Below are 20,726 nucleotides of genomic sequence, written 5' to 3'. Positions count from 1 at the left end.
ACTGCATAATTTATCCTTAAATCGATTCCGATTTAAGGAATTATGCAGTGGGCTAGATCGTCTTGCCGGCCGCGTCGAAGACGTGACAGCGGGCCGGGTCGAAGGAAGCCTTCACATTGGCGCCGCGCTCCACCTTCTGCTGGCCGTCGAGTGCGACGGTCAGGAGCTGGTTATCCGGCGTCGTGGTATAGAGCATGGTAGCGCCGCCGAGGTTTTCAACGAGATCGACGTTGACGGTCGAGAGCGTGATTGCGCCTTCGGCCAGCGAAAGATGCTCGGGGCGAATGCCGAAAGTGACCTCCTCCCCCGCCCCGCCTTTCAGGCGGCGCGGCAGGCGGACGGAATTGCCGCAGACATGGATGCTGGTTTCGGTCTCGCCGACCTGCTCGATGCGGGCCTTCAAAAAATTCATCTTCGGGCTGCCGATGAAACCGGCGACGAAACGGTTGGCAGGGTTGTTGTAGAGATCGAGCGGCGCGCCGACCTGCTCGATACGACCGGAATTCAACACCACGATCTTGTCCGCCATCGTCATGGCTTCGACCTGGTCATGGGTGACATAGATCATCGTATTGCCGAGGCTGCGGTGCAGGCGGGAGATCTCGACGCGCATCTGCACGCGCAGTTCGGCATCGAGGTTCGACAGCGGCTCGTCGAACAGGAAGATCCGCGGCTCGCGCACGATGGCGCGGCCGATGGCGACACGCTGACGCTGGCCGCCGGAGAGCGCCTTCGGCTTGCGCTCCAAGAGCTTCTCTATCTGCAGGATCTCGGCAGCGCGCTTCACCTTCGGCTGGATCTCGGCCTTCTTGTAACCGGCCGTCTCCAGGCCGAAGGCGAGGTTCTTGTAGACCGACATATGGGGATAGAGCGCATAGGACTGGAAAACCATGGCGATGCCGCGCTTGGCCGGCGCGACTTCATTCATGCGCTCGCTGTCGAGCAAAAGCGCGCCGCCTGAGATCTCCTCGAGACCGGCGATCATGCGCAGAAGGGTGGATTTTCCACAGCCCGAGGGGCCGACGAAAACGACGAATTCGCCGGGATCGATCGTCAGGTCGATGCCATGGATCACATCCATCGCGCCGTAGCGCTTCTCGACCTTCTGAAGAACGACACTGGTTGCCATCTTCTCAAAACCCTCTCTTTTTATTTTGTCGGTTACTTCGTTCTTGCGCGCCAATCGGCGTATTTCGGACTGTCGGGGCCGACCGGCAGCGGCACGTCAGCGCCGCTATCGGAAGACTGGTAGATGGCGGTGACGAGTTCCAGCGCACGGCGGGCGTCCTTTGTCGTCACCGGCAGCGGCGCATGGCCGCTGAGGAAAGCGTGGAACTGGCCCATCTGCGTGGTGAAACGCGGCGCAACCGGCTGCCAATCGCCAACCACCCTGTCGATCTGCTCCTGCACGTCGTCATTTGCGGCGATGATCTTCCAGGGGTCCTTGCCGGGCGTATAGGGCTCGTGGCTGCTCTCGAACGTGACGTTCTCGAAGTGCAGCCTGAGCCGGCTAATCTGTTCCTGCGAACCAAGCGTGCAGGACAGCGAGACAAAGGCGCCGCTTTCCATCAGCAGGCTGGCGGAGGCACAATCCTCGACCTCGATATCGTTGACGCGAGTGGCGACGCGGCCGAAGACCCTGGCCGCCGGACCCATCAGATGCATCAGCATGTCATGCAGGTGCAGCGCATGGGTGACGAGCACGCCGCCAAGCTCGGTCGCCCATTTGCCGCGCCAAGGCACGGCGTAATATTCGGGCTTGCGCAGCCAGAAGGTTTCGACCGAAGCGGTATAGGGCTTACCGGCAATACCGGCGTCGATGATCCGCTTGGCCTTCTGGATGCCGTCGCCGTAACGGTACTGGAAGATCGGCATCAGCACGCCTTTGGTGGTCTTTTCCGCTTCCATGATGGTATCGACAGCGGCAAGCGAGCCCGTCAGCGGCTTTTCGCAGACGACATGTTTACCGGCGGCAAGCGCTGCGACCACCTGTTCCAGATGGATGCCGGGAGGGGTGCAGATATCGATGATGTCGATCGTGTCGTCGGCCAGCAATTCCGCGAAGGAGGTGGTGCGCCGTTCGATGCCGAACTCGTCGCCGACCGCTGCCATGCGCTGCTCGTTCAGGTCGCAGATCGCCACGACCTTGAACTTGTCGGAATGCGGCAGGTAACCCTCGACGATGTGGGAGCGGCCGATACCGCAGCCAATGATCGCGACCGTCCTGATGCTCATGTCGCTCTTTCCCGTCATCGCCATCAACGCTTCATGCCCGTCGTGGCGATGCCCTCGATCAGCAGGCGCTGGAAGAACAGGAAGAAGAAGAACACCGGCACGAGCGTCAGGGTCGACATGGCGAACAAACCGCCCCAATCCGATGCGCTGGTGGAATCCACGAAGGTGCGCAGGCCGAGCTGGATCGTATAGGTGTTCATGTCGTTCAGGTAGATCAGCGGGCCGAAGAAATCGTCCCAGGTCCAGATGAAGGAGAAGATGGCGGCCGTTGCCAGCACCGGCAGCGACAGCGGCAGCATGATCTTCCAGTAGATGCGCCAAGCGCTGCAGCCATCCATCATCGCCGCCTCATCGAGTTCGCGCGGGATACCGCGGAAAAACTGCACCATCAGGAAGATGAAGAAGGCATCGCTTGCCAGAAACTTCGGAACGACGAGCGGCAGGATGGTGTTGACCCAGCCGAGATCCAGGAAAAGCACATATTGCGGGATCAGCGTCACGTGATAGGGGATCATCAACGTGCCGAGCATGATCGCGAACCAGAAATTCCGGCCGGCAAAACGCAGCCGCGCAAAGGCGAAAGCCGTCAACGAACAGGCAATGACATTGCCCGTCACCACCAGCAGCGAGATGACCAGCGAATTCCAGAAGAACCGGCCGAAGCTGATATCCAGGCCATTCCAACCGCGCACATAGGAGGAGAGATCGATCGACGACGGGATAAGCGAGGTCGACGAGAAGATCTCGTTTTCCGGCCTGACCGATGCCGAAACCATCCACAATAGCGGATAGAGCATGAGAAGCGAACCGGCGATCAGCAGGGCGTGAATGATCAGCGACGCCGGCAGGCTGCGTTTGGTGATGTCGGATGGCGGCCTGGCCGCAGTGACGGAAGCGGTCATCTCAGTCATCGTAGTGCACCCAATAACGCGAGGTCAGGAAGGAGAAGGCGGTGAAGATCGCGATGATCACCACCAGGATCCAGGCGAGCGCCGAGGCGTAGCCCATGCGGAAATTGCCGAAGGCTTCCTGATAGAGGTAGAGCGTGTAGAACAGCGTCGAATTGATCGGACCGCCGGTGCCGCCGGAGATGATGAAGGCCGGCGTGAAGGCCTTGAAGGCTTCAATCGTCTGGACGACGGCGTTGAAGAAAATCACCGGCGTTAGAAGTGGCAGCGTGATCTTGTAGAATTGCCGGAACTTCGAGGCGCCGTCGAGGCTCGCCGCCTCATACATATCCTGCGGGATCTGGCGCAGGCCGGCGAGGAAAATAATCATCGGCGAGCCGAACTGCCAGACGGACAGCGCCACTAGCGTGTAGATCGAATAGCTCGGATGCGAGATCCAGCTCGGACCTTCGATGCCGAAATGCGAGAGCGCGGCGTTGACGAGGCCATCGCTGGCGAAAAGCTGACGCCAGAGCACGGCAATCGCCACGCTGCCGCCCAGCAATGACGGGAGATAGAAGATGGCGCGGTAGATCGGCAACCCGCGCAGGCCGCGATTCAGCGCCATGGCGACAAGCAATGCGAAGGTCAGCTTGAACGGCACAGAGAAGACGACGTAGGTCAAGGTGACGTGCATGGCGGCCGAAAATTTCGGATCCGCCGTGGCGATGCGCACGTAATTCGCCATTCCCACCCACCGCGGCGACTGGAGCATGTCGAAGTCGGTGAAGGAGAGGTAAAGCGACATCAGGGCCGGCCCGAGCGTCAACCCGAAAAAGCCGACGAGCCATGGCAGAAGGAAGAGATAACCGGGAGCATTGGCATTCCAAAGGCGCCGGAAGCGTCCTTCGACCACGGCTCCCTGATATCTTTCCACATTGATGGCCCCTGCGGGCGTGCGCATCGCATTGCTCATACGGGATCAGCCTCGAGCGAGAATCTGCGTAATTTCGGTGACAAGCTGCTTACCGCCATCCGAAGGAGTCAGCTGTCCGAAGGCTACCTGTTCGGCGATGTTGCGCAGAATGAGCTGGCCTTCGCCTGCGCCGGTTGGCGGCGGGGGCGGCAGTGGGCCGGCAAGATCACCGAGGCCGGCGACATAGTCGAGCGGAACTTTGCCGGTTTCGTCGAGCTTGGTGGCGACGACATCGCGCATTGCCTTCGATTCCGGAATGCCGCGCTCGACGTCGAGGATCACCGCGGCATCCGGATTCTTGACGAAGAAGTTGATGTAGTCGACCGCCTGATCCATCACCTTCGACTGCGCCGAGACGGAGAAGAACATCGATGGCTTCCGGTAATGACCGCCCTTTGAGTCCGGCGTGATGCGCATGTAGTTGGTCAGGGCCAACTTATCCTTGACCATGGCTTGATAGCCGACGAACTGGTTGCTGTGTGCGTAGTCGCAAGCAGCCTTGCCTACGGTGAGGGGGCTGGTATCGATCGTATCCTTGTATAGGGCCTGGACATCAGGGGTGACGCAAGCTCCGGCTTCGCGGAACTTAGCCCACATATCGAACCATTCAGAAGCTTCCTCAGGACCGAAAGCGATCTTCGAGTCCGCCGTATAGAGCGCCTTGCCGCGTTGGCGGAGGTAGTTTTCAAGGGCCGGTTCGACACCGCTGCCGTCGGCAAAACCGAAGTAACCCTTGCGTTTACCGGCCTTGGTCATCTCGGCACCGATCTTGCCGAATTCTTCCCAGGTCGTCTTCTGCGTCGGCATATCGATGCCGGCTTCCTTGAAGGCCGCGGCGTTCACCACGGTTGCGGCCGAGTTGGCGCCGAGACTGATACCATACAAATGGCCATCGACCTTGCCGCCTTCGATCTGCGCAGGATCGAAATCCTCGAGCTGCAGCTTCGACGGCATGTAGGATTCCAGAGGGGCAAGGGCGCCGCGCCGGGCATATTCAACAATATAGCGGTAGTCCATCTGGATGATGTCGGGGGCGTTGCGGCCGGCGACCTGGGTCGCAAGTCGCGGCCAATAATCGGCCCATCCAAGAAACTCACCGTTGATGGTGGTGCCAGCATTTTTCGCCTTGTAAAGTTCAGAGACCTTATTGGTGCGGTCGGCGCGCGGCTGCGAGCCCCACCACAGGAGACGCAGGCGCGTTTCCTGTGCCAAAGCGCTGGTTCCCAGCGCCGAGAGCGAGAGAAGCGTGGCGCCTCCCGCGACGAAATTGCGTCTGCTTACACGGAATGTCATTTCTTTCCTCCTCCAAAGGGAAGCGCCTCCACACGCTTCCGAACCTAGTTACCCTTGCATAAATAACTAATTGGTTACAAGCTACGGGCAAAGCGGCGAGCGTGTCAAGCGGTGTCGCTCGCGGGGCTTTCAAATTCGGTTTTTACAATTTCGCACCGAAGGCTTATGAGCGCAACATGTGAGACGGAGGTGGAGATGAACGACAGCGGGGGGAATGGGGAAAAGAAAAGGTCTCGGCGCCTATCTGCCGAACGCACGGCCCAACGCGATCCGGAGCGGACACGCGCTGCTATCCTTGACGCGGCAACCCGGGAATTTGCCGAAAACGGCATGGGCGGAGCTCGTGTCGACGCCATCGCCGAGCGCGCCGGCACCAACAAGCGCATGCTCTATCATTATTTCGGCGACAAGGAGCAGCTATACCTCAGAGTGCTCGAAGAGGCCTATGTCGGCATCCGCACCGCCGAACGCGCGCTGCATATCGGCGACCGCAGCCCCGAGGAAGGCATCGGCGAACTGGCGCTCTTCACCTGGCGTTATTTCCTCCAGCACCCGGAATTCCTCAGCCTGCTCGGCACGGAAAATATGCATCGGGCCCGCTGGCTGCGCCAGTCCGTCCGGCTCAAGGAACTGCATTCGCATCTGATCGGCGAGCTTTCGGACGTGCTCGAACGGGGAAAGAAGCAGGGGGTCTTCATCGAGACCGCCGATCCCCTGCATGTCTACCTGACGATCGCCTCGCTCTGTTATTTCTACCTGTCCAACCAGTACACGCTTTCGACGATCTTCGGCCGCGACCTGATCGAGCCGACCCATCTCAATGCCTGGGAAAAGCATATCGTCCATGTGACGCTGACCTCGATCAAGCGCTGAATCTCGAAAATCGGATTTGACTATTGACAGCCGCGTTGCTCTTCTGCCATCAAAGTAACTGTTTAGTTACCGGCTTGGGAGGGCCGGGCCAGGATGCCCGCTCCCGCCGCAAAAATCTGCTGGGAGGAAAACATGGCACGCTTGGGGATCATCTTGCACGGCGTCACCGGCCGCATGGGTTACAATCAGCACTTGGTGCGTTCTATCCTCGCCTTCCGTGACCAGGGCGGCATCACGCTGAAATCGGGCGAGAAACTTGAGATCGACCCGATCATCGTCGGCCGCAACGGCGCCAAGATGGAAGAGCTGGCGAAGAAGCATAACATCAAGCGCTGGTCGACCGATCTCGATGCCGCGCTCGCCAATCCCGACGACACGATCTTCTTCGACGCCGGCACGACGCTGATGCGCGCCGAACTTCTGTCCAAGGCGCTCGATGCCGGCAAGCATGTCTATTGCGAAAAGCCGATCTCCGACGATCTGCAGGTGGCACTCGACCTTGCCCGCAAGGCGCGCCGCTCCGGCCTCAAACATGGCGTCGTGCAGGACAAGCTCTTCCTGCCCGGCCTGCGCAAGCTGGCGCTGCTCAGGGATTCCGGCTTCTTCGGCAAGATCCTCTCGGTGCGCGGCGAATTCGGCTACTGGGTTTTCGAAGGCGATTGGGGCGTGCCGGCCCAGCGCCCCTCCTGGAACTACCGCAAGGGCGACGGCGGCGGCATCATCCTCGACATGCTCTGCCACTGGCGCTACGTGCTCGACAATCTGTTCGGCGAAGTCAAAGCCGTATCCTGCCTCGGTGCTACGCATATTCCGCGCCGCATCGACGAGCAGGGCAAGCCCTATGACTGCGACACCGACGATGCGGCCTATGCGACCTTCGAGCTCGAAGGCGGCGCGATCGCGCAGGTCAATTCCTCCTGGGCCGTCCGCGTCCGCCGCGACGACCTCGTCACCTTCCAGGTCGACGGCACGCATGGTTCGGCCGTCGCCGGTCTGACTAGATGCTGGAGCCAGCACCGCGTCAACACGCCGAAGCCGGTCTGGAACCCGGACCAGCCGCAGACGATCGACTTCTACAAGACCTGGGACGAGGTTCCGGACACGCAGGCCTTCGACAACGGTTTCAAGGCGCAGTGGGAAATGTTCATCCGCCACGTGGTCGAAGATGCGCCGTGGCCCTATGGCCTGGAAGCCGGCGCCAAGGGTGTGCAGCTTGCCGAACTCGGCCTGAAATCCTGGGCCGAGCGTCGCTGGCTCGACGTTCCCGCACTGGAGTTCTGAGCCGTGACGACGATCAATCTCCCCCTCGACGGCAAGATCGTTCCCTACACGCTGACCGGCACGCCGATCGCGCTCGCCAAGCGCGACGCCAAGGCCTTTCCGCGCATCGCCTTTGCCGCCACCCATGTCGTCGCCGATCCGCTCGCCGACAACGATCCGTGGTTGACGCCGGCGATCGATTGGGAGCGCACGCTCGCCTTCCGCCACCGGCTCTGGGATCTCGGCCTCGGCGTTGCCGAAGCGATGGATACGGCGCAACGCGGCATGGGGCTCGGCTGGCCGGAAGCGCGCGACCTCATTCGCCGGGCGCTCAGTGAGGCGGCCGGCCGCAAGGATGCGCTGATCGCCTGCGGCGCCGGCACCGATCATTTGACGCCGGGACCCGACGTCACTATCGACACGATCCTCAGGGCCTATGAGGAGCAGATCGAAACGGTGGAGGCGGCCGGCGGCCGCATCATCCTGATGGCCAGCCGGGCGCTTGCCGCTGCCGCCAAAGGGCCGGAAGACTATATCCGCGTCTATGACCGGATCCTTCGCCAGGTCAAGGAACCCGTCATCATCCATTGGCTCGGCGAAATGTTCGATCCGGCGCTCGAAGGTTACTGGGGCAACAGTGATCATATTCAAGCCATGTCCACCTGCCTCGAGGTGATTGAGGCCTATGCCGACAAGGTCGACGGCATCAAGATCTCGCTGCTCTCCAAGGAGAAGGAAGTGGCGATGCGCCGCCGGCTGCCGAAAGGCGTGCGCATGTATACCGGCGACGATTTCAACTATGCCGAACTGATCGCCGGCGATGAAGAGGGCCATTCCGACGCACTGCTCGGCATTTTCGATGCGATCGCTCCGGCTGCCTCGGCAGCCCTCGAAGCGCTCGGCCGCAAGAGCAATCATGAATTCTTCGATCTGCTGGAGCCGACCGTGCCGCTGTCGCGCCACATCTTCAAGGCGCCAACCCGCTTCTACAAGACCGGCGTCGTCTTCCTCGCCTATCTCAACGGCCTGCAGGATCATTTCGTCATGGTCGGCGGCCAGCAGAGCACCCGCTCGCTGACGCATCTGGCCGAACTCTTCCGCCTTGCCGACAAGGCCCGGGTTCTGGCAGATCCCGATCTAGCCGCAAGCCGCATGCGCCAAGTGCTTGCCGTCCACGGCGTCAACTGAAGCGCGCGGAACGGGAGGGGAATACATGCAGGTCGAAGGACTTTCGATTAATCTGGCGACGATTCGCGAGCAATGCGGCTTTGCCGAGGCCGTCGATATCTGCCTGAAACACGGCATCACCGCGATCGCCCCCTGGCGCGACCAGGTCGCCAAGGTCGGTCTCGACGAGGCGGTGCATATCGTCAAATCGAACGGCATCAAGTTGACCGGTCTTTGCCGCGGCGGCTTCTTCCCGGCGGCGAACGATGCCGACTGGCAGAAAAACCTCGACGACAACAGGCGGGCCATCGATGAGGCGGCAGCATTTTCCGCCGATTGCCTCGTGCTCGTCGTCGGCGGCCTGCCTGATAGTTCGAAGGACATCGTCGCAGCCCGCCGAATGGTGTTCGACGGCATTGCCGCCGTTTTGCCGCATGCGCAGGCTGCCGGCGTGAAGCTCGCCATTGAACCGCTGCATCCAATGTATGCCGCCGACCGTGCCTGCGTGAACACGCTCGGTCAGGCGCTCGATATGTGCGAGCAGCTTGGCGAGGATGTCGGCGTTGCGGTCGATGTCTACCATGTCTGGTGGGATCCCGATCTTGCCAACCAGATCGCCCGCGCCGGGCGCATGAAACGCATCTTTGCCCATCACATCTGCGACTGGCTGGTGCCGACAAAGGACATGCTGCTCGACCGCGGCATGATGGGCGATGGTGTGATCGACCTCAAAGGCATAAGACGGATGGTGGAGGCCGCCGGTTTCTTCGGCGCTCAGGAGGTGGAGATCTTTTCAGCCGAAAACTGGTGGAAACGCCCGGCCGACGAAATGATCGCCACCTGCGTCGAGCGCTTCAGGAGCTGCTGCCAGGCCTGATTTTCATTATAAGTTTCATAACGCATGCAGGAGGATCATCCGATGGAGAAACGTCGTTTTGCCCTGATCGGCACGGGAAACCGCGGCACCACCATGTGGGGCAAGGATCTGCTTGCCGGCTGGCGCGAACATGTCGACCTGACCGCGATCGTCGAGAAGAATTCGCTGCGCGGCGAGCGCGCCCGCAACATGATCGGCAGCAATGCGCCGCTCTACGAAAACATCGATTCAATGCTTGCTGAGCAGAAGCCGGACCTGGTCATCGTCTGCACGCCTGACCATACGCATGACGACATCGTCGTGCGGGCGCTGGAGTCCGGCATCGACGTCATCACCGAAAAGCCAATGACGACCTCGGTCGAAAAGATTCGCCGGATTCTGGATGCTGAAAAACGCACCGGCCGCCGGGTCGACGTGTCCTTCAACTATCGCTATGCGCCGACCGCCGCAAAGATCAAGGAATTGCTGAATGCCGGCGAAATCGGCCGGGTCACCTCAGTCGATTTTCATTGGTATCTGAACACCAAGCACGGCGCCGACTACTTCCGCCGCTGGCATGCCTATACGGAAAATTCCGGCAGCCTGTTCGTCCACAAGGCGACGCATCATTTCGATCTGCTGAACTGGTATCTCGACAGCGATCCCGATGCCGTCACCTCCTTCGCCGACCTGCAGAATTACGGCCGCAAAGGCCCGTTCCGCGGGCCTCGCTGCAAGCTCTGTCCGCACGCGCATGAATGCGACTACTATCTCGATCTCGAGGCCGATCCATTCCTCGATTCCCTCTACGAGGATCCCTCGAAGATCGACGGCTACTTCCGAGACGGCTGCGTCTTCCGCGAGGACATCGACATTCCCGATACGATGGTGGTGTCCCTCCGTTACCGCAACAATGTCCACGTCTCCTATTCGCTGAACACCTTCCAGCCGATCGAAGGCCATCACCTTGCCTTCAACGGCACCAAAGGGCGGTTCGAGCTTCGCCAGTATGAAGCCCAGCCCTGGGAAGAGCCGAAGCAGGACACGATCCTGCTCATCCGCAGTTTCCCTGATGGTAAGGAGGCAGTGGAGCGCATCGTCGTTCCGCATTTCACCGGCGGCCATTACGGCGGAGACGACCGGATGCGCAACATGATCTTCAAACCCGAAATGGAAGACAAGCTTGCGCAACGCGCCGGCACGCGGGCGGGCGCCATGTCGGTGCTCTGCGGTATTGCGGCGCTGGAGAGCTCGCGCAGCGGCAAGGTCGTCAACATTGCCGATCTCATGCCGGAACTTGCCAATGACGGTTCACCAAATTCGCTGAGGACGTCGCGCTGATGCCTGGCCCCTGCGGGCTTTGCTTGAATTCTCTAAGCCGCTCGACGCGCCTCAGGCGATGTTTTCAAGATTTTCCTGGTGGATCTGGTAGAGCAGCGGCCTGCCGGTCACGAAGCGCTCTATCTCGTCCACGGCCATCTCGCCGAGGCGCGCCCGTTCCAGCCCGATGGCGCCGGCAATATGCGGTGTCAGAAAGACGTTCGGCAGATCGTAGAAAGCGGAACCTGCCTCCGGGATTTCCGGATCGGTGACATCGAGGACCGCGTCGATGCGGCCGGTCTTGAGCGCTGAAAGCAGGGCGGCCTCATCGATGAGAATGCCGCGCGCCGTATTGATGAGCGTCGCGCCGTCCTTCATCAGCGACAGCCTACGCGCATCGATCATATGCTGTGTCGACGGCAGCGACGGCGCATGCAGGGAAACGATATCCGATTGCCGCATCAATTCGTCGAGATCGACCTTTTCTGTTCCCAGGCCGGCTGCCTCGGCGGCATCAAGGGTCGGATCGGAGAGCAGCAGTCTGTAGTCGAAGGGTCTCAAGAGCTCGATCACGCGCCGGCCGATGCGCGAAGCGCCGACGATGCCGACGGTGCGGCGGTAGTTTCCGATCGCTTCACGCTGCATCAAATGTGTCCGGTTGCGGTTTCGGTCGGCAACATAGAGGTCGCGGAAACGGAAAACACGCTTGCCGGCGAAGATGATCGCCGCCAACGTGAATTCGGCCACCGGCACGGCGTTGGCCTCGGCCGCATGGCTGACCGGGATACCGGCTTCGAAGATGGCGTCGTCGATGACGCCCTTTACCGTGCCCGCCGCATGGACGATGAATTTCAGATGCGGCGCCGCGGCGGGAATTTCGGGCCCGACATAAGGCCCGCCCCAGCCGGTGATCAGGATTTCCGCCTCGGCCAGCAGACGTCTCGCACGCTCGTCGTCGAAGCGCTGCAACGGCTTGGAATCCAGCAGGCGACCGATGCCACCCAGCCGCCGCAGGACCTCATCCGACAGGACATGCTGCGTGCGCGACGGTTGCATGGCAAGGATAATGGCCGGCTGGCTCATGGCATTTGTCCGGGCGCTTCGATGGCGCTGACTGTCACGCCCTTTTCCCTCACTAGGGCCTCCAGCGCTGCAATCTGAGGCGCTTTCGGCGGTGTCGTCCATGCACACGAGAGCGCGGCGGGATCGTCAAGCGCCAGCACCGCCGTCACCAGGATGGTTTCACCGGCCGGAATCTGCCCGCGCAGCTGCGGCACCAGGGTTTTCGCGACGATCACATTTGTGTTGGGCATTGCCTTCTGGACAATACCCGAACGTTTGACCGAAGAGCCGAGATCGAGAATACCGGTGAAATCGGCTTCGCCGACCGCATAGGCAATCCCACCCGAAGCGGACAGCGCATCCAACTCGAAGTCCCGGCGGCCGATGGCAAATCCGCCTTCGGCAATCCACAGCGGCCGGCTTGTCCTGATCCTATGGAGGCGAATATGCCAGGGTGCGGCGGGCACAAGCCAGGTTTCGACGTCGACATCGGCAAAAGACGACCATTTTGCAAACAGCACCTCGCCTGCGATCTTGGCTGCCTCGTTCGTTTCGCGCACGCGGTAGTGCAGGCCGTCATCGCTGAAGGCAAGCGCTGAATCGAAGGCGGCAAGCGCAAAGGCGCGCTCATCGGCCTCGACGCTGAAGCCGTAGCGGGCCGAATAAGCGAACTTCGCATATTTTTCCGTGCCGCACCGCATCTGCAGGTTTTCCTGGCCGGAAGACAGCGCAACGACATCGCCGCCCGCCCGCATGATCACCATGCCGGGATGACGCTGGGAGACGATGTCAGGTGCTTGCTGCGGCACTTTCTCCTTCGCCGTCCAGAATGGGTGATCCTCAGCGATCGCCAGCGGCAGGAAGGCCTTGAAGGCCCAGTAGGGTGAGCCGGCGGAATTGTAACTCTCCGACATCAGCAGGTTCGGATAGCCGAAACCGATCGACAGCACGCCGTCGCGATCGGCAATCGGCTTGTCCTTCCACCAGCGCAGATGCTGCAGGCAGAGATGTTTGACTTCGCCCCAGGGCAGAGCCTCGACATCGGCAAAGGCGAGCGCCGACCAGAAACCGGCGCAGGCAAAGCGATAGGTCAGGCTGCGGCCGAAGGGGATCGTCGCCCCGTCGGCGGCAAACCAATGCCGGAAATCCCGGGCGAAGAGGACCGCGCGCTCGCGGTAGCGTTTCGCATAATCGTCATCGACGAGCTTCGAATAGATCAGGCCATAGAAATGCATGGCGAAGGGAATGTAGTGGTCGATGCGGCGCACGTTTCCGTCGCGATACCAGCCGTCGCCGATATAGAAACCTTCGAGCTCCTCGAGATATTGCAGCGTCAGACTGCGGTCGAAATCGGCGCCGAGACGATCGAGCGCGATATCGACGAAGATCCGGAAGAATTTCCAGTTGTTGTCGGCATAGTCGAACTGCCTGACATGCTTGAGGTAGGCGACGACATTGCCGCGGGCCCGCGGATCGAGCGGCTCCCAGATCTTTTCCGGCACCAGCGCCAGGGCAAAACCGAGAGCGGCAAGCTCGACCATCCGCTGATCGCGGCTATTGACCGTTCCCCAATATTCGGTATGGGCGGGATCGGTACCGTTTGCGAGACCCTCGGCAAAACGATGCCAATGGGCAAAGTCTCCACCGCCGGCGCCGAGCGGCGCCAGCCCCCAGAGTGGGCGGGCGAAACCTTCGAGATCGGCGGCCGCCCGGTCGAAATGGGCGGCGGCGCCATTGAGCCTGACGCGGGCATTGCCCTTCGAAAAACAGGCAAGCAGCGGATCGAAGAGCGCGAGCAGGGCACGGCTCATATCGGCGCGGGTTTCCAGCGGATTGCCTGCAAGCGGGTTGGCGCTGGCGGGATCATAGGTCATCGCATCTCTCACGGGTTTTCGGCATTCGGATTCGGAACAGTTCCACCCGGAACGGGAACGACCGCCTGGCAAATGTGGCGGGCCGGTGCCGTCCTGTTGCGGAAACGGGCGAGCATCAGCGACACGGCCTCACGCCCGAGAGCGGCGCGATCGACGCGCATGGTGGACAGCCGTGGATTGGTCATCAGCGCGCAGGGCAGATCGTCGAAGCCGACGATCGCGAAATCCTCCGGCACGCGCAGGCCGGCCTCGGTGACGGCCTCGAGCACGCCGACGGCGATGAAATCATTCATGCAGAAGGCGGCGGTAAAACCGGCATTCTCGGCAAGTGCTGCGGCGGTGCGTTCATGCGCCTCACGGATGGCGCTGCCCTGGAGCATCAGCGACACGAAACGGCCCTCGGCCCCGGGGACGGCGGCGATCGCTGCCTCAAAACCGCGCACGCGCTCCCGGATCGTATGGCGGTGGGAGCCGCTCAGGTGCAGGATGCGGCGATGGCCGGCCTTTATCAGCCGGCTGGTGGCCTGATAGGCGCCGAAGAAATTAGCCGGCGAAACGCCATCGAACTGCATGCGTGGGTCGGTGCCGTTGACGAGAACGGTTGGCGTCGTGCTGGCTTGCAGCCAGTCACGCAGCGTCGCGTTCGGATCGATGCCGACGAGAAAGAGACCTTCAGCGCCCGCGGTCTGCATATAGTCGCGCACGGCATCCGGCGTGGTTCGATCCTCGCGGACCAGCCGGACTTCGAAGGGCATGCCCGCTTCGGCAGCGCCGGCGCGCAGACCCTCGACGATCGCTTCATAAAAGACGCTGAGAGTGCCGGTGACGCCGTCGCTGGCAATCAGCGCCAGTCCGCCTGCAACGGCTTCGGAAGCAGGCTTGACGGGATAGCCGTTCTCGGCTGCCACTTTCAATATCTGGCGGCGCACGCTTTCGCTGATACCAGGTTCGTTGGCGAGCACGCGTGACACCGTGGAGACCGAGACGCCGGCCAACATGGCTATATCGGCCTGACGCGGCCGTCTGATTTTTTGGTCGTTCATGGGGCAAACATTATGCAAATAATGCAAATTTGCAAGGAAATGGTTGGTTCTTGCAAATAAATTTTTTTTGCGTACTCTATTTGCTGAAATGCCCTGACAACGCCATTGGAGGATGGCAGCGGGCATATTGGGACAAGGAGGATTATCATGCAGGTCAATCGCCGTTCATTCCTGATGGGTTCAGCCGGTGCGGCCGCCGGCCTCGCCTTCGGCGCTGGAAGCGCCATTCCGGCCTTTGCCGAAGACGCGCAACTCAGGGCTATGTGGTGGGGGTCCAACGACCGCGCCAAGCGCACGCTCGAGGTTGCCAAGCTCTATCAGTCGAAATCGCCTGGCGTCACCGTCGTCGGTGAATCGCTTTCGGGCGACGGCTACTGGACAAAGCTCGCAACGCAGATGGCCGGCCGCTCGATCGCCGACATCTTCCAGCTCGAGCCGGGAACAATCTCGGACTATTCGAAGCGCGGCGCCTGCCTGCCACTCGATGAATTCGTCCCCTCCGCGCTGGACGTCCAGTCCTTCGGCGCCGACATGCTGAAACTGACCACCATCGACGGCAAGCTCTATGGTGTCGGCCTCGGGCTCAACTCCTTCTCGATGTTCTTCGACACAGTCGAATTCGAAAAGGCGGGCATCCCTCTGCCGACCCCCGATCTCACCTGGGATGAGTATGCCAAGCTCGCCGTAGAACTCTCAAAGTCCTCCGGCAAGAGCGGCGGGCCCTATGCGGCACGCTACGCCTATGTGTTCGATGCCTGGCTGCGCCAGCGTGGCAAGAGTCTTTTTGCCAAGGAAAGCGTTGGGCTCGGCTTCACGGCCGACGATGCCAGGGAATGGTTCGACTACTGGGAGAAGCTGCGCAAAGCGGGTGGCACTGTTGCTGCGGACGTGCAGACGATCGATCAGAACACCATCGACACCAACGCGCTTGGTCTCGGCAAATCGGTGATCGGCATGGCCTATTCAAACCAGATGATCGGTTATCAGCTGATCATCAAGAACAAGCTCGGCATCACCATGCTGCCGCGCGAAAAGAAGGGCGGTCCATCCGGCCATTATTACCGTCCGGCACTGATCTGGAGTGTGGGCGCCACGACCAAACAGGGCGAAGCCGCCGCGAAATTCATCAGCTTCTTCGTCAACGATCCCGAAGCCGGCAAGATTCTCGGCGTGGAACGCGGTGTACCTATGTCGCCGACAGTGCGCGAAGCCATCCTGCCGCAGCTCAACCCAACGGAGCAGGAAACGATCAAGTACGTGAACCTGCTCAAGGATCAGGTCGGCGAATATCCGCCGCCGGTGCCGATGGGCGCAACCCAATTCGACCAGCGCGTACTGCGCCCGATCTGTGACGAACTCGCCTTCGAACGGGTCTCGCCCGCCGATGCGGCAACCCGGCTTGTCGAAGAGGGTAAGGCAACGATCAAGGGATGATCGGTCGCCGGACGTGAGAGGGAGAGGCCCGCAACACCCCGGCGGGCCTTTCTGTTTTCGGGCTATCAGTTGGCCAGACTTTCGACCACGCGCCAGTCCGGCCGGCCGAGATCGAAGGGCCAGGCGTGCGCATCCCGATCGTTGAAATAGACCACTTCCTGCAGATTCGGGAAGGCGCTCTGCTTCAACGTAACCGTTTCGATCCACGGCTTCATATAGGCGTCGCCGCCTTCATAGCCGAGCTCCGCCACCCAGATGGGTTTTCCGTAGCCGGCGACGAGATCATATCCCTGCTTCAGTGCTTCCGAGAACGTCCGGTGCTCATTGTAGGCAAGCTCGTCGTAGCGCTGAAGACCGAAGACCGAGAGGCCGACGAGATCGACATAATCGTCGCCGGGATAATAGGCCTGAAGACCAGGCTCTCCTTTCGGCGACCACATGAGTTCGGTGCCGGGCGCCTCCTCGCGGACGATGTCCATCATCCGCTTATAGGCGGTGATATAGTCCTGCGGGTTCCAGCCGGACCATGAAAACCGCCCTGACTTGTCCTCCATCTCCTGCCCCCAGCGGACGATCACCGGGCTTTTCAGCGCCGATATCATCTGCGCGATCGAGCGCATGTTGACATCGTAGTCGCCTCGCAGGACCTTTGCGCGAAGCTCGGCGGAGGTCAGCCGCCAATCGACGTCCCAGGACCACGGCTCCACCGTTATCAGCAGGTTGCGGCCCCTCGCCAGCGCGTAGGCATCGGCGACGCGCAAGGTTTCCAGGTCGACGTCCTCCCAGGGCAGGAACAAGGCTTCGGTGGCGACATTCGCCTGTGCGCCGAAATCGCCATGCGGATCGTAGGCGCCGAACTTGATGCCTTCGGCATGAAGCACGGGGCGTTTATCGATGATCGTCCGCACGCTCGCCGCCGGGTTGGGGGCAATGCCCGCATATTGCACTTCGCTTCGGCCCGGCAGATCCGCGACGCATAACAAAAGCAGCCCGATCGCGGCGGTCGAGAGGTTGGTTTTCATTAGCTTCTTCATGGCTCACCCTCCTTTTCGGGCTACTTCCTGGCTCAGCAGGACCTGCTTCAGTTCGCTTGCCTTCGCGCTCACGGTATCGGTGGGAACAAGCTTCTGGAACTCATCACCCTGACGCACCGATGCGTGGCGGAAGACGTACCATTCGCCGTTCGGCTGGCGCCGCTGATAGATCGTATTGCCGATCTTGCGATGTCCGAAACAGGTGCTGGCGCGGGCCGCGCCCTCGGCATTCGTCCAGGTGGCGCGCATGCAGAGCTGACCGAGATCGTCGACCACCCATTTGCCTTCGGCGAAGGATTGCTTGCCATTGTCGTTGACCCAGGCGACGAACCGCCGGCCGTCATCCAGGAAACGGCCGCCGCCGGTGTTCCAGGTCCAAGTCTTGTCGCCGTAGATCCGATAGAGCTCATAGGCGCTAAGCGGCGTCGGCGCCTTCTGTTTGGCGGTCTCGGCACTGTGCGCCGCTACCGGCAGACACAGGCTGAGAGCAAGGGCTGCTCCGAAAAGTTTCGATCCGATACGCATTACATCCTCCTGTTCGACACTTGCCGGTTCCGCCGGCTCACACACCCTGTTCGTCCCGTCCCATGCTGCCGAACCCATTCCATTTGAGACGGAATTTCGTGATCCTGGTCTTGCCGCCGCCGATGCCGGCACCGGCCACGGCAAATTGTGATTTGGTGAAGCTGACGAGCGTCTGGCCATGGGAGAGAGCTTCGAGGCTGCTGAGACCATGGCTGCCCACCTGCATGCCGCCGGTAACGCAGATCGCAAGCCCCATGGCCGTGGCGAGCTGCAGCCCGCGCGATTGCGGCAACAGCGGCAGACCGTTCTCGATCGCATGGCGGACGACGATCAGCACCGTCAGCGACAGATAGATCGAGAGGTTCATCGCCGCGAAGGTATAAAAGCCCTGGGCGGCGGCGGCCTCACTGGCGAGCGCCATGGCGACAGCGCACATCCCGGCGAGCGCGATATAGGGCGCGACGACGCGCAGCGGCAAAGACCGCTGCTGCTGCCTTCCCTTCGGCGTAATGCGAAAGTCGACGAAGGAGCCGCAGATATAGTCGCGAACAGCGGCAAGGCTGCCGGCCAGCGACCACGGCCAGCGCAGAAAGATGAAGGCAAGCCCTTCCCAACCGAGCAGTTTCGCATCGTGCGGCCTGAAGGTTGCCGTTGCCCGCCAGAAGAAGGCAAACAGCGTCAGCACGATCGACATCGGCACGAAATGCAGCAGGAAATCCGGATAGGTGACATTGACGAAGACACGGCCCGTCAGCAGCGCGGCAACCGGCAGCAGGAACATCATGGCCATGAAGGCGGAAAAGAGCGGGTACCAGAGCTGCGAAAACACGAACTGGAACCTCAGCCGCCAGGGCAGGTGCATGATGTGGCGGCGGGAATGTTGCAACAGAATGGTGACCAGGCTGCGCGACCACTGGAATTCCTGGACGACGAGGTCGGTGAAATTCGCCGGTCCGTCGCCATGGGCGATCGCATCGACGGCATGCACGCCACGCCAGCCGCCGGCATTCATCATCAGCGTCGTCGAATGGTCTTCCGCAAGTTCCGGGCCGAGGCCGCCGATCTGACGAAGGGCGGCGGTGCGAACCGCATAATGGGAACCGATGCAAAGAGGCGCCCAGCCATTATTGTAACCCGTCTGCAGCGAACCGTGCAGGCTTGCCTCCGCATAGAGCCTGCCACGCGCCGCCCAGCTTGCCCCGGCATTGGCATCGCAGATGCTCGGAGCGGAGACATAGCCGATCTCGGGATCGGAAAAGGGGCGCAGGATTTCACGGAGATAGGTCGGCGTCGGCACATGGTCGGCATCGAACTGGGCGACGAAATCGTAACGCGCATAGCCGAAACGGTCGTAGAAATGGGCGAGGTTGCCTTCCTTGCAACGTGTCCGGCGCGGCCAGGTGGTGCGATGATACTCCGCCACGCCCTTTCGGGTGGAGATCAGCACGCCATGCGCGGCACACCAGCGGCTGGTTTCCTCCGAGGGGTCCTCGTCGGCCAGCCAAACATCAAAATCGACGTCGACCTGGTCGAGCATCGCCTGCAGCGTGGCGCGGACGACGGCAAAGGGCTCGGATGGCGCCTTTGTGACGACCATAGCCACCCGCCCTTCCGGCAGCCCTGCGCGAGGGCTGACCGTTCTCGCATCGAGGAAGATCAGGATGAAATAGGCCGGCACCAAAGTGATCCAGGCAAGCACGAGGGTGACGAGCACGAAGGTGGCCCAGGAAATGATATGGGCGGACTGGCACCACCAGATCCAGAAATAGCCGAGTGACGTCAACCAGCAGAGGATGCCGAAACTATAGGCGACGCGGTTCCAGCCGGTGAAAACAGGATCGAACGCGTCCGTTGCGGCGGCTTTGGCCGTCCTGACGCCATGGCCGATCTGGGAAATGTCGCTCATGCCGTCACCTGCAGGCCGAAGGTGGGACCGGCGGTCCGAATGATCGTATCGATGTCCGAGAGGACGGGGGCAAAGCCGAGTTCCGCCTGCGCCCTTGCAGTATTGGCAAAGAGGATCGGCGGGTCGCCGATGCGGCGCGCGCAATAACGGACGGGGACTTCGCAGCCGCTCGCGCGATGGATCGCCTGGAGAATCTCCCGCACCGAGGTGCCCCGACCGGAGCCGAGATTGACGCTGAGCGAGCCGCCGTCCGCCATCAGATGGTTGACGGCGGCGAGATGCGCCTGCGCGAGATCGCTGACATGAATATAGTCGCGAACGCAGGTTCCGTCCTCGGTCGCATAGTCCGTTCCGAAGATATCGAGCCGCTCCAGCCTGCCGGCGGCGGCGAGAAGGGCGCGCGGAATGAGGTGGGTCTCGGGTTGATGACGCTCGGCAAGCTCACCATCGGGATCGGCTCCGGCCGCGTTGAAATAACGCAACGCGGCATAGCGGATGCCATAGGCAGCGGCAAAATCCTCGAGCGCCATCTCGAAGATCAGCTTGGTGCGGCCATAGGGATTGACCGGATGCTGCGGGCTTTCCTCGCGTATCGGCAACGAGGCGGGAACGCCATAGGTGGCGCAGCTGCTCGAAAAGACGATCCGGTCGATATCCTGATCGAGGCAGGCCTCGAGCAGGATCAGACTGCCAACGACATTGTTGCGGTAATATTTCCTGGGCATGTCGACGGATTCGCCCACATAGGCATTGGCACCACAATGGATGACGCAATCGGGCGAAAACTCTGCAAGAGTCCGGCGCAGCGTGGCGGCGTCGGCAAGCTCCGCCCGAATGAGCGGACCCCAGCGGACACTGTCGGCATGTCCCGTCGAGAGATTGTCGTAAGTGACCGGGATCATGCCGGCGCGCGACAGCGCTTTGCAGATATGACTGCCTATGAAACCGGCGCCGCCGGTGACGAGAATGTAGCGGGGCATC

The 20,726-nt window shown here is 61.4% G+C and carries 18 protein-coding genes; 6 read left to right on the top strand and 12 right to left on the bottom strand.

What is annotated here, in order from left to right; all coding sequences use genetic code 11:
• Window positions 1–52 precede the first annotated feature (52 nt).
• From V8P77_RS19610 to V8P77_RS19590, 5 genes are read right to left on the bottom strand one after another with little or no spacing between them, the layout of a single operon-like run.
• Window positions 53–1,129: an ABC transporter ATP-binding protein gene (locus V8P77_RS19610; protein ID WP_335913878.1), complete on the bottom strand. Its 1,077-nt coding sequence runs from the start codon at window positions 1,127–1,129 to the stop codon at window positions 53–55.
• A gap of 32 nt (window positions 1,130–1,161) precedes the next feature.
• Window positions 1,162–2,259: a Gfo/Idh/MocA family protein gene (locus V8P77_RS19605; protein WP_025396574.1), complete on the bottom strand. Its 1,098-nt coding sequence runs from the start codon at window positions 2,257–2,259 to the stop codon at window positions 1,162–1,164.
• Window positions 2,259–3,146, bottom strand: a complete 888-nt coding sequence (locus V8P77_RS19600; RefSeq protein ID WP_373694602.1) for a carbohydrate ABC transporter permease — start codon at window positions 3,144–3,146, stop codon at window positions 2,259–2,261. Before V8P77_RS19600 ends, V8P77_RS19605 begins: the two co-directional genes overlap by 1 nt.
• Complete coding sequence (locus tag V8P77_RS19595; RefSeq protein ID WP_335913876.1) at window positions 3,139–4,098, bottom strand: carbohydrate ABC transporter permease; 960 nt, start codon at window positions 4,096–4,098, stop codon at window positions 3,139–3,141. Before V8P77_RS19595 ends, V8P77_RS19600 begins: the two co-directional genes overlap by 8 nt.
• 6 nt (window positions 4,099–4,104) lie before the next feature.
• On the bottom strand, window positions 4,105–5,391 hold the full coding sequence (locus tag V8P77_RS19590; RefSeq protein WP_335913875.1) for an ABC transporter substrate-binding protein: 1,287 nt from the start codon (window positions 5,389–5,391) through the stop codon (window positions 4,105–4,107).
• Between the two features lie 195 nt (window positions 5,392–5,586).
• Here V8P77_RS19590 and V8P77_RS19585 point away from each other — a divergent pair, with 195 nt between their 5' ends.
• The 5 genes from V8P77_RS19585 (at window position 5,587) to V8P77_RS19565 (ending at window position 10,888) form a co-directional block, all read left to right on the top strand.
• Window positions 5,587–6,264, top strand: a complete 678-nt coding sequence (locus V8P77_RS19585) for a TetR/AcrR family transcriptional regulator (RefSeq protein ID WP_335913874.1) — start codon at window positions 5,587–5,589, stop codon at window positions 6,262–6,264.
• 132 nt (window positions 6,265–6,396) lie between these two features.
• The gene (locus V8P77_RS19580; protein WP_335913873.1) at window positions 6,397–7,545 is read left to right on the top strand and encodes a Gfo/Idh/MocA family protein; all 1,149 of its coding nucleotides are present in this window, start codon (window positions 6,397–6,399) and stop codon (window positions 7,543–7,545) included.
• Window positions 7,546–7,548: 3 nt separating this feature from the next.
• The gene (locus V8P77_RS19575) at window positions 7,549–8,712 is read left to right on the top strand and encodes a dihydrodipicolinate synthase family protein (protein ID WP_335913872.1); all 1,164 of its coding nucleotides are present in this window, start codon (window positions 7,549–7,551) and stop codon (window positions 8,710–8,712) included.
• Window positions 8,713–8,737: 25 nt separating this feature from the next.
• Window positions 8,738–9,568: a sugar phosphate isomerase/epimerase family protein gene (locus V8P77_RS19570; RefSeq protein ID WP_335913871.1), complete on the top strand. Its 831-nt coding sequence runs from the start codon at window positions 8,738–8,740 to the stop codon at window positions 9,566–9,568.
• Window positions 9,569–9,610: 42 nt separating this feature from the next.
• A complete protein-coding gene (locus tag V8P77_RS19565; RefSeq protein ID WP_335913870.1) occupies window positions 9,611–10,888 on the top strand; it encodes a Gfo/Idh/MocA family protein in 1,278 nt (425 codons plus the stop codon).
• A 51-nt stretch (window positions 10,889–10,939) separates the two neighbouring features.
• On the opposite strand, the gene V8P77_RS19560 is transcribed toward V8P77_RS19565, so the two are convergent.
• Genes V8P77_RS19560 through V8P77_RS19550 form a run of 3 tightly spaced genes read right to left on the bottom strand, consistent with a single transcriptional unit; the run spans window position 10,940 to window position 14,846 of the window.
• The gene (locus V8P77_RS19560; protein ID WP_335913868.1) at window positions 10,940–11,950 is read right to left on the bottom strand and encodes a hydroxyacid dehydrogenase; all 1,011 of its coding nucleotides are present in this window, start codon (window positions 11,948–11,950) and stop codon (window positions 10,940–10,942) included.
• Window positions 11,947–13,803: a DUF2264 domain-containing protein gene (locus V8P77_RS19555; RefSeq protein WP_335913867.1), complete on the bottom strand. Its 1,857-nt coding sequence runs from the start codon at window positions 13,801–13,803 to the stop codon at window positions 11,947–11,949. The genes V8P77_RS19560 and V8P77_RS19555 overlap by 4 nt, the downstream gene beginning before the upstream one ends.
• 8 nt (window positions 13,804–13,811) lie before the next feature.
• Window positions 13,812–14,846, bottom strand: a complete 1,035-nt coding sequence (locus V8P77_RS19550; protein WP_335913866.1) for a LacI family DNA-binding transcriptional regulator — start codon at window positions 14,844–14,846, stop codon at window positions 13,812–13,814.
• A gap of 147 nt (window positions 14,847–14,993) precedes the next feature.
• Here V8P77_RS19550 and V8P77_RS19545 point away from each other — a divergent pair, with 147 nt between their 5' ends.
• Window positions 14,994–16,280, top strand: a complete 1,287-nt coding sequence (locus tag V8P77_RS19545; RefSeq protein ID WP_335913865.1) for an ABC transporter substrate-binding protein — start codon at window positions 14,994–14,996, stop codon at window positions 16,278–16,280.
• Window positions 16,281–16,345: 65 nt separating this feature from the next.
• Here V8P77_RS19545 and V8P77_RS19540 read toward each other — a convergent pair whose 3' ends face one another.
• From V8P77_RS19540 to galE, 4 genes are read right to left on the bottom strand one after another with little or no spacing between them, the layout of a single operon-like run.
• Window positions 16,346–17,314, bottom strand: a complete 969-nt coding sequence (locus V8P77_RS19540) for a glycoside hydrolase family 26 protein (protein ID WP_335913864.1) — start codon at window positions 17,312–17,314, stop codon at window positions 16,346–16,348.
• Between the two features lie 3 nt (window positions 17,315–17,317).
• Entirely contained in the window at window positions 17,318–17,839 is a 522-nt protein-coding gene (locus V8P77_RS19535) for a DUF995 domain-containing protein (RefSeq protein ID WP_335913863.1), read from the bottom strand.
• 37 nt (window positions 17,840–17,876) lie between these two features.
• Window positions 17,877–19,745: a glycosyltransferase family 2 protein gene (locus V8P77_RS19530; RefSeq protein ID WP_335913862.1), complete on the bottom strand. Its 1,869-nt coding sequence runs from the start codon at window positions 19,743–19,745 to the stop codon at window positions 17,877–17,879.
• Entirely contained in the window at window positions 19,742–20,725 is a 984-nt protein-coding gene (gene galE / locus V8P77_RS19525) for a UDP-glucose 4-epimerase GalE (protein ID WP_335913861.1), read from the bottom strand. The genes V8P77_RS19530 and galE overlap by 4 nt, the downstream gene beginning before the upstream one ends.
• Window position 20,726 lies beyond the last annotated feature (1 nt).

This window comes from Rhizobium aouanii (assembly GCF_037002925.1).
GTDB lineage: Bacteria > Pseudomonadota > Alphaproteobacteria > Rhizobiales > Rhizobiaceae > Rhizobium > Rhizobium aouanii.
Note: the sequence above shows the minus strand (reverse complement) of the source record. Positions and strands in the feature narration are given on the sequence as shown.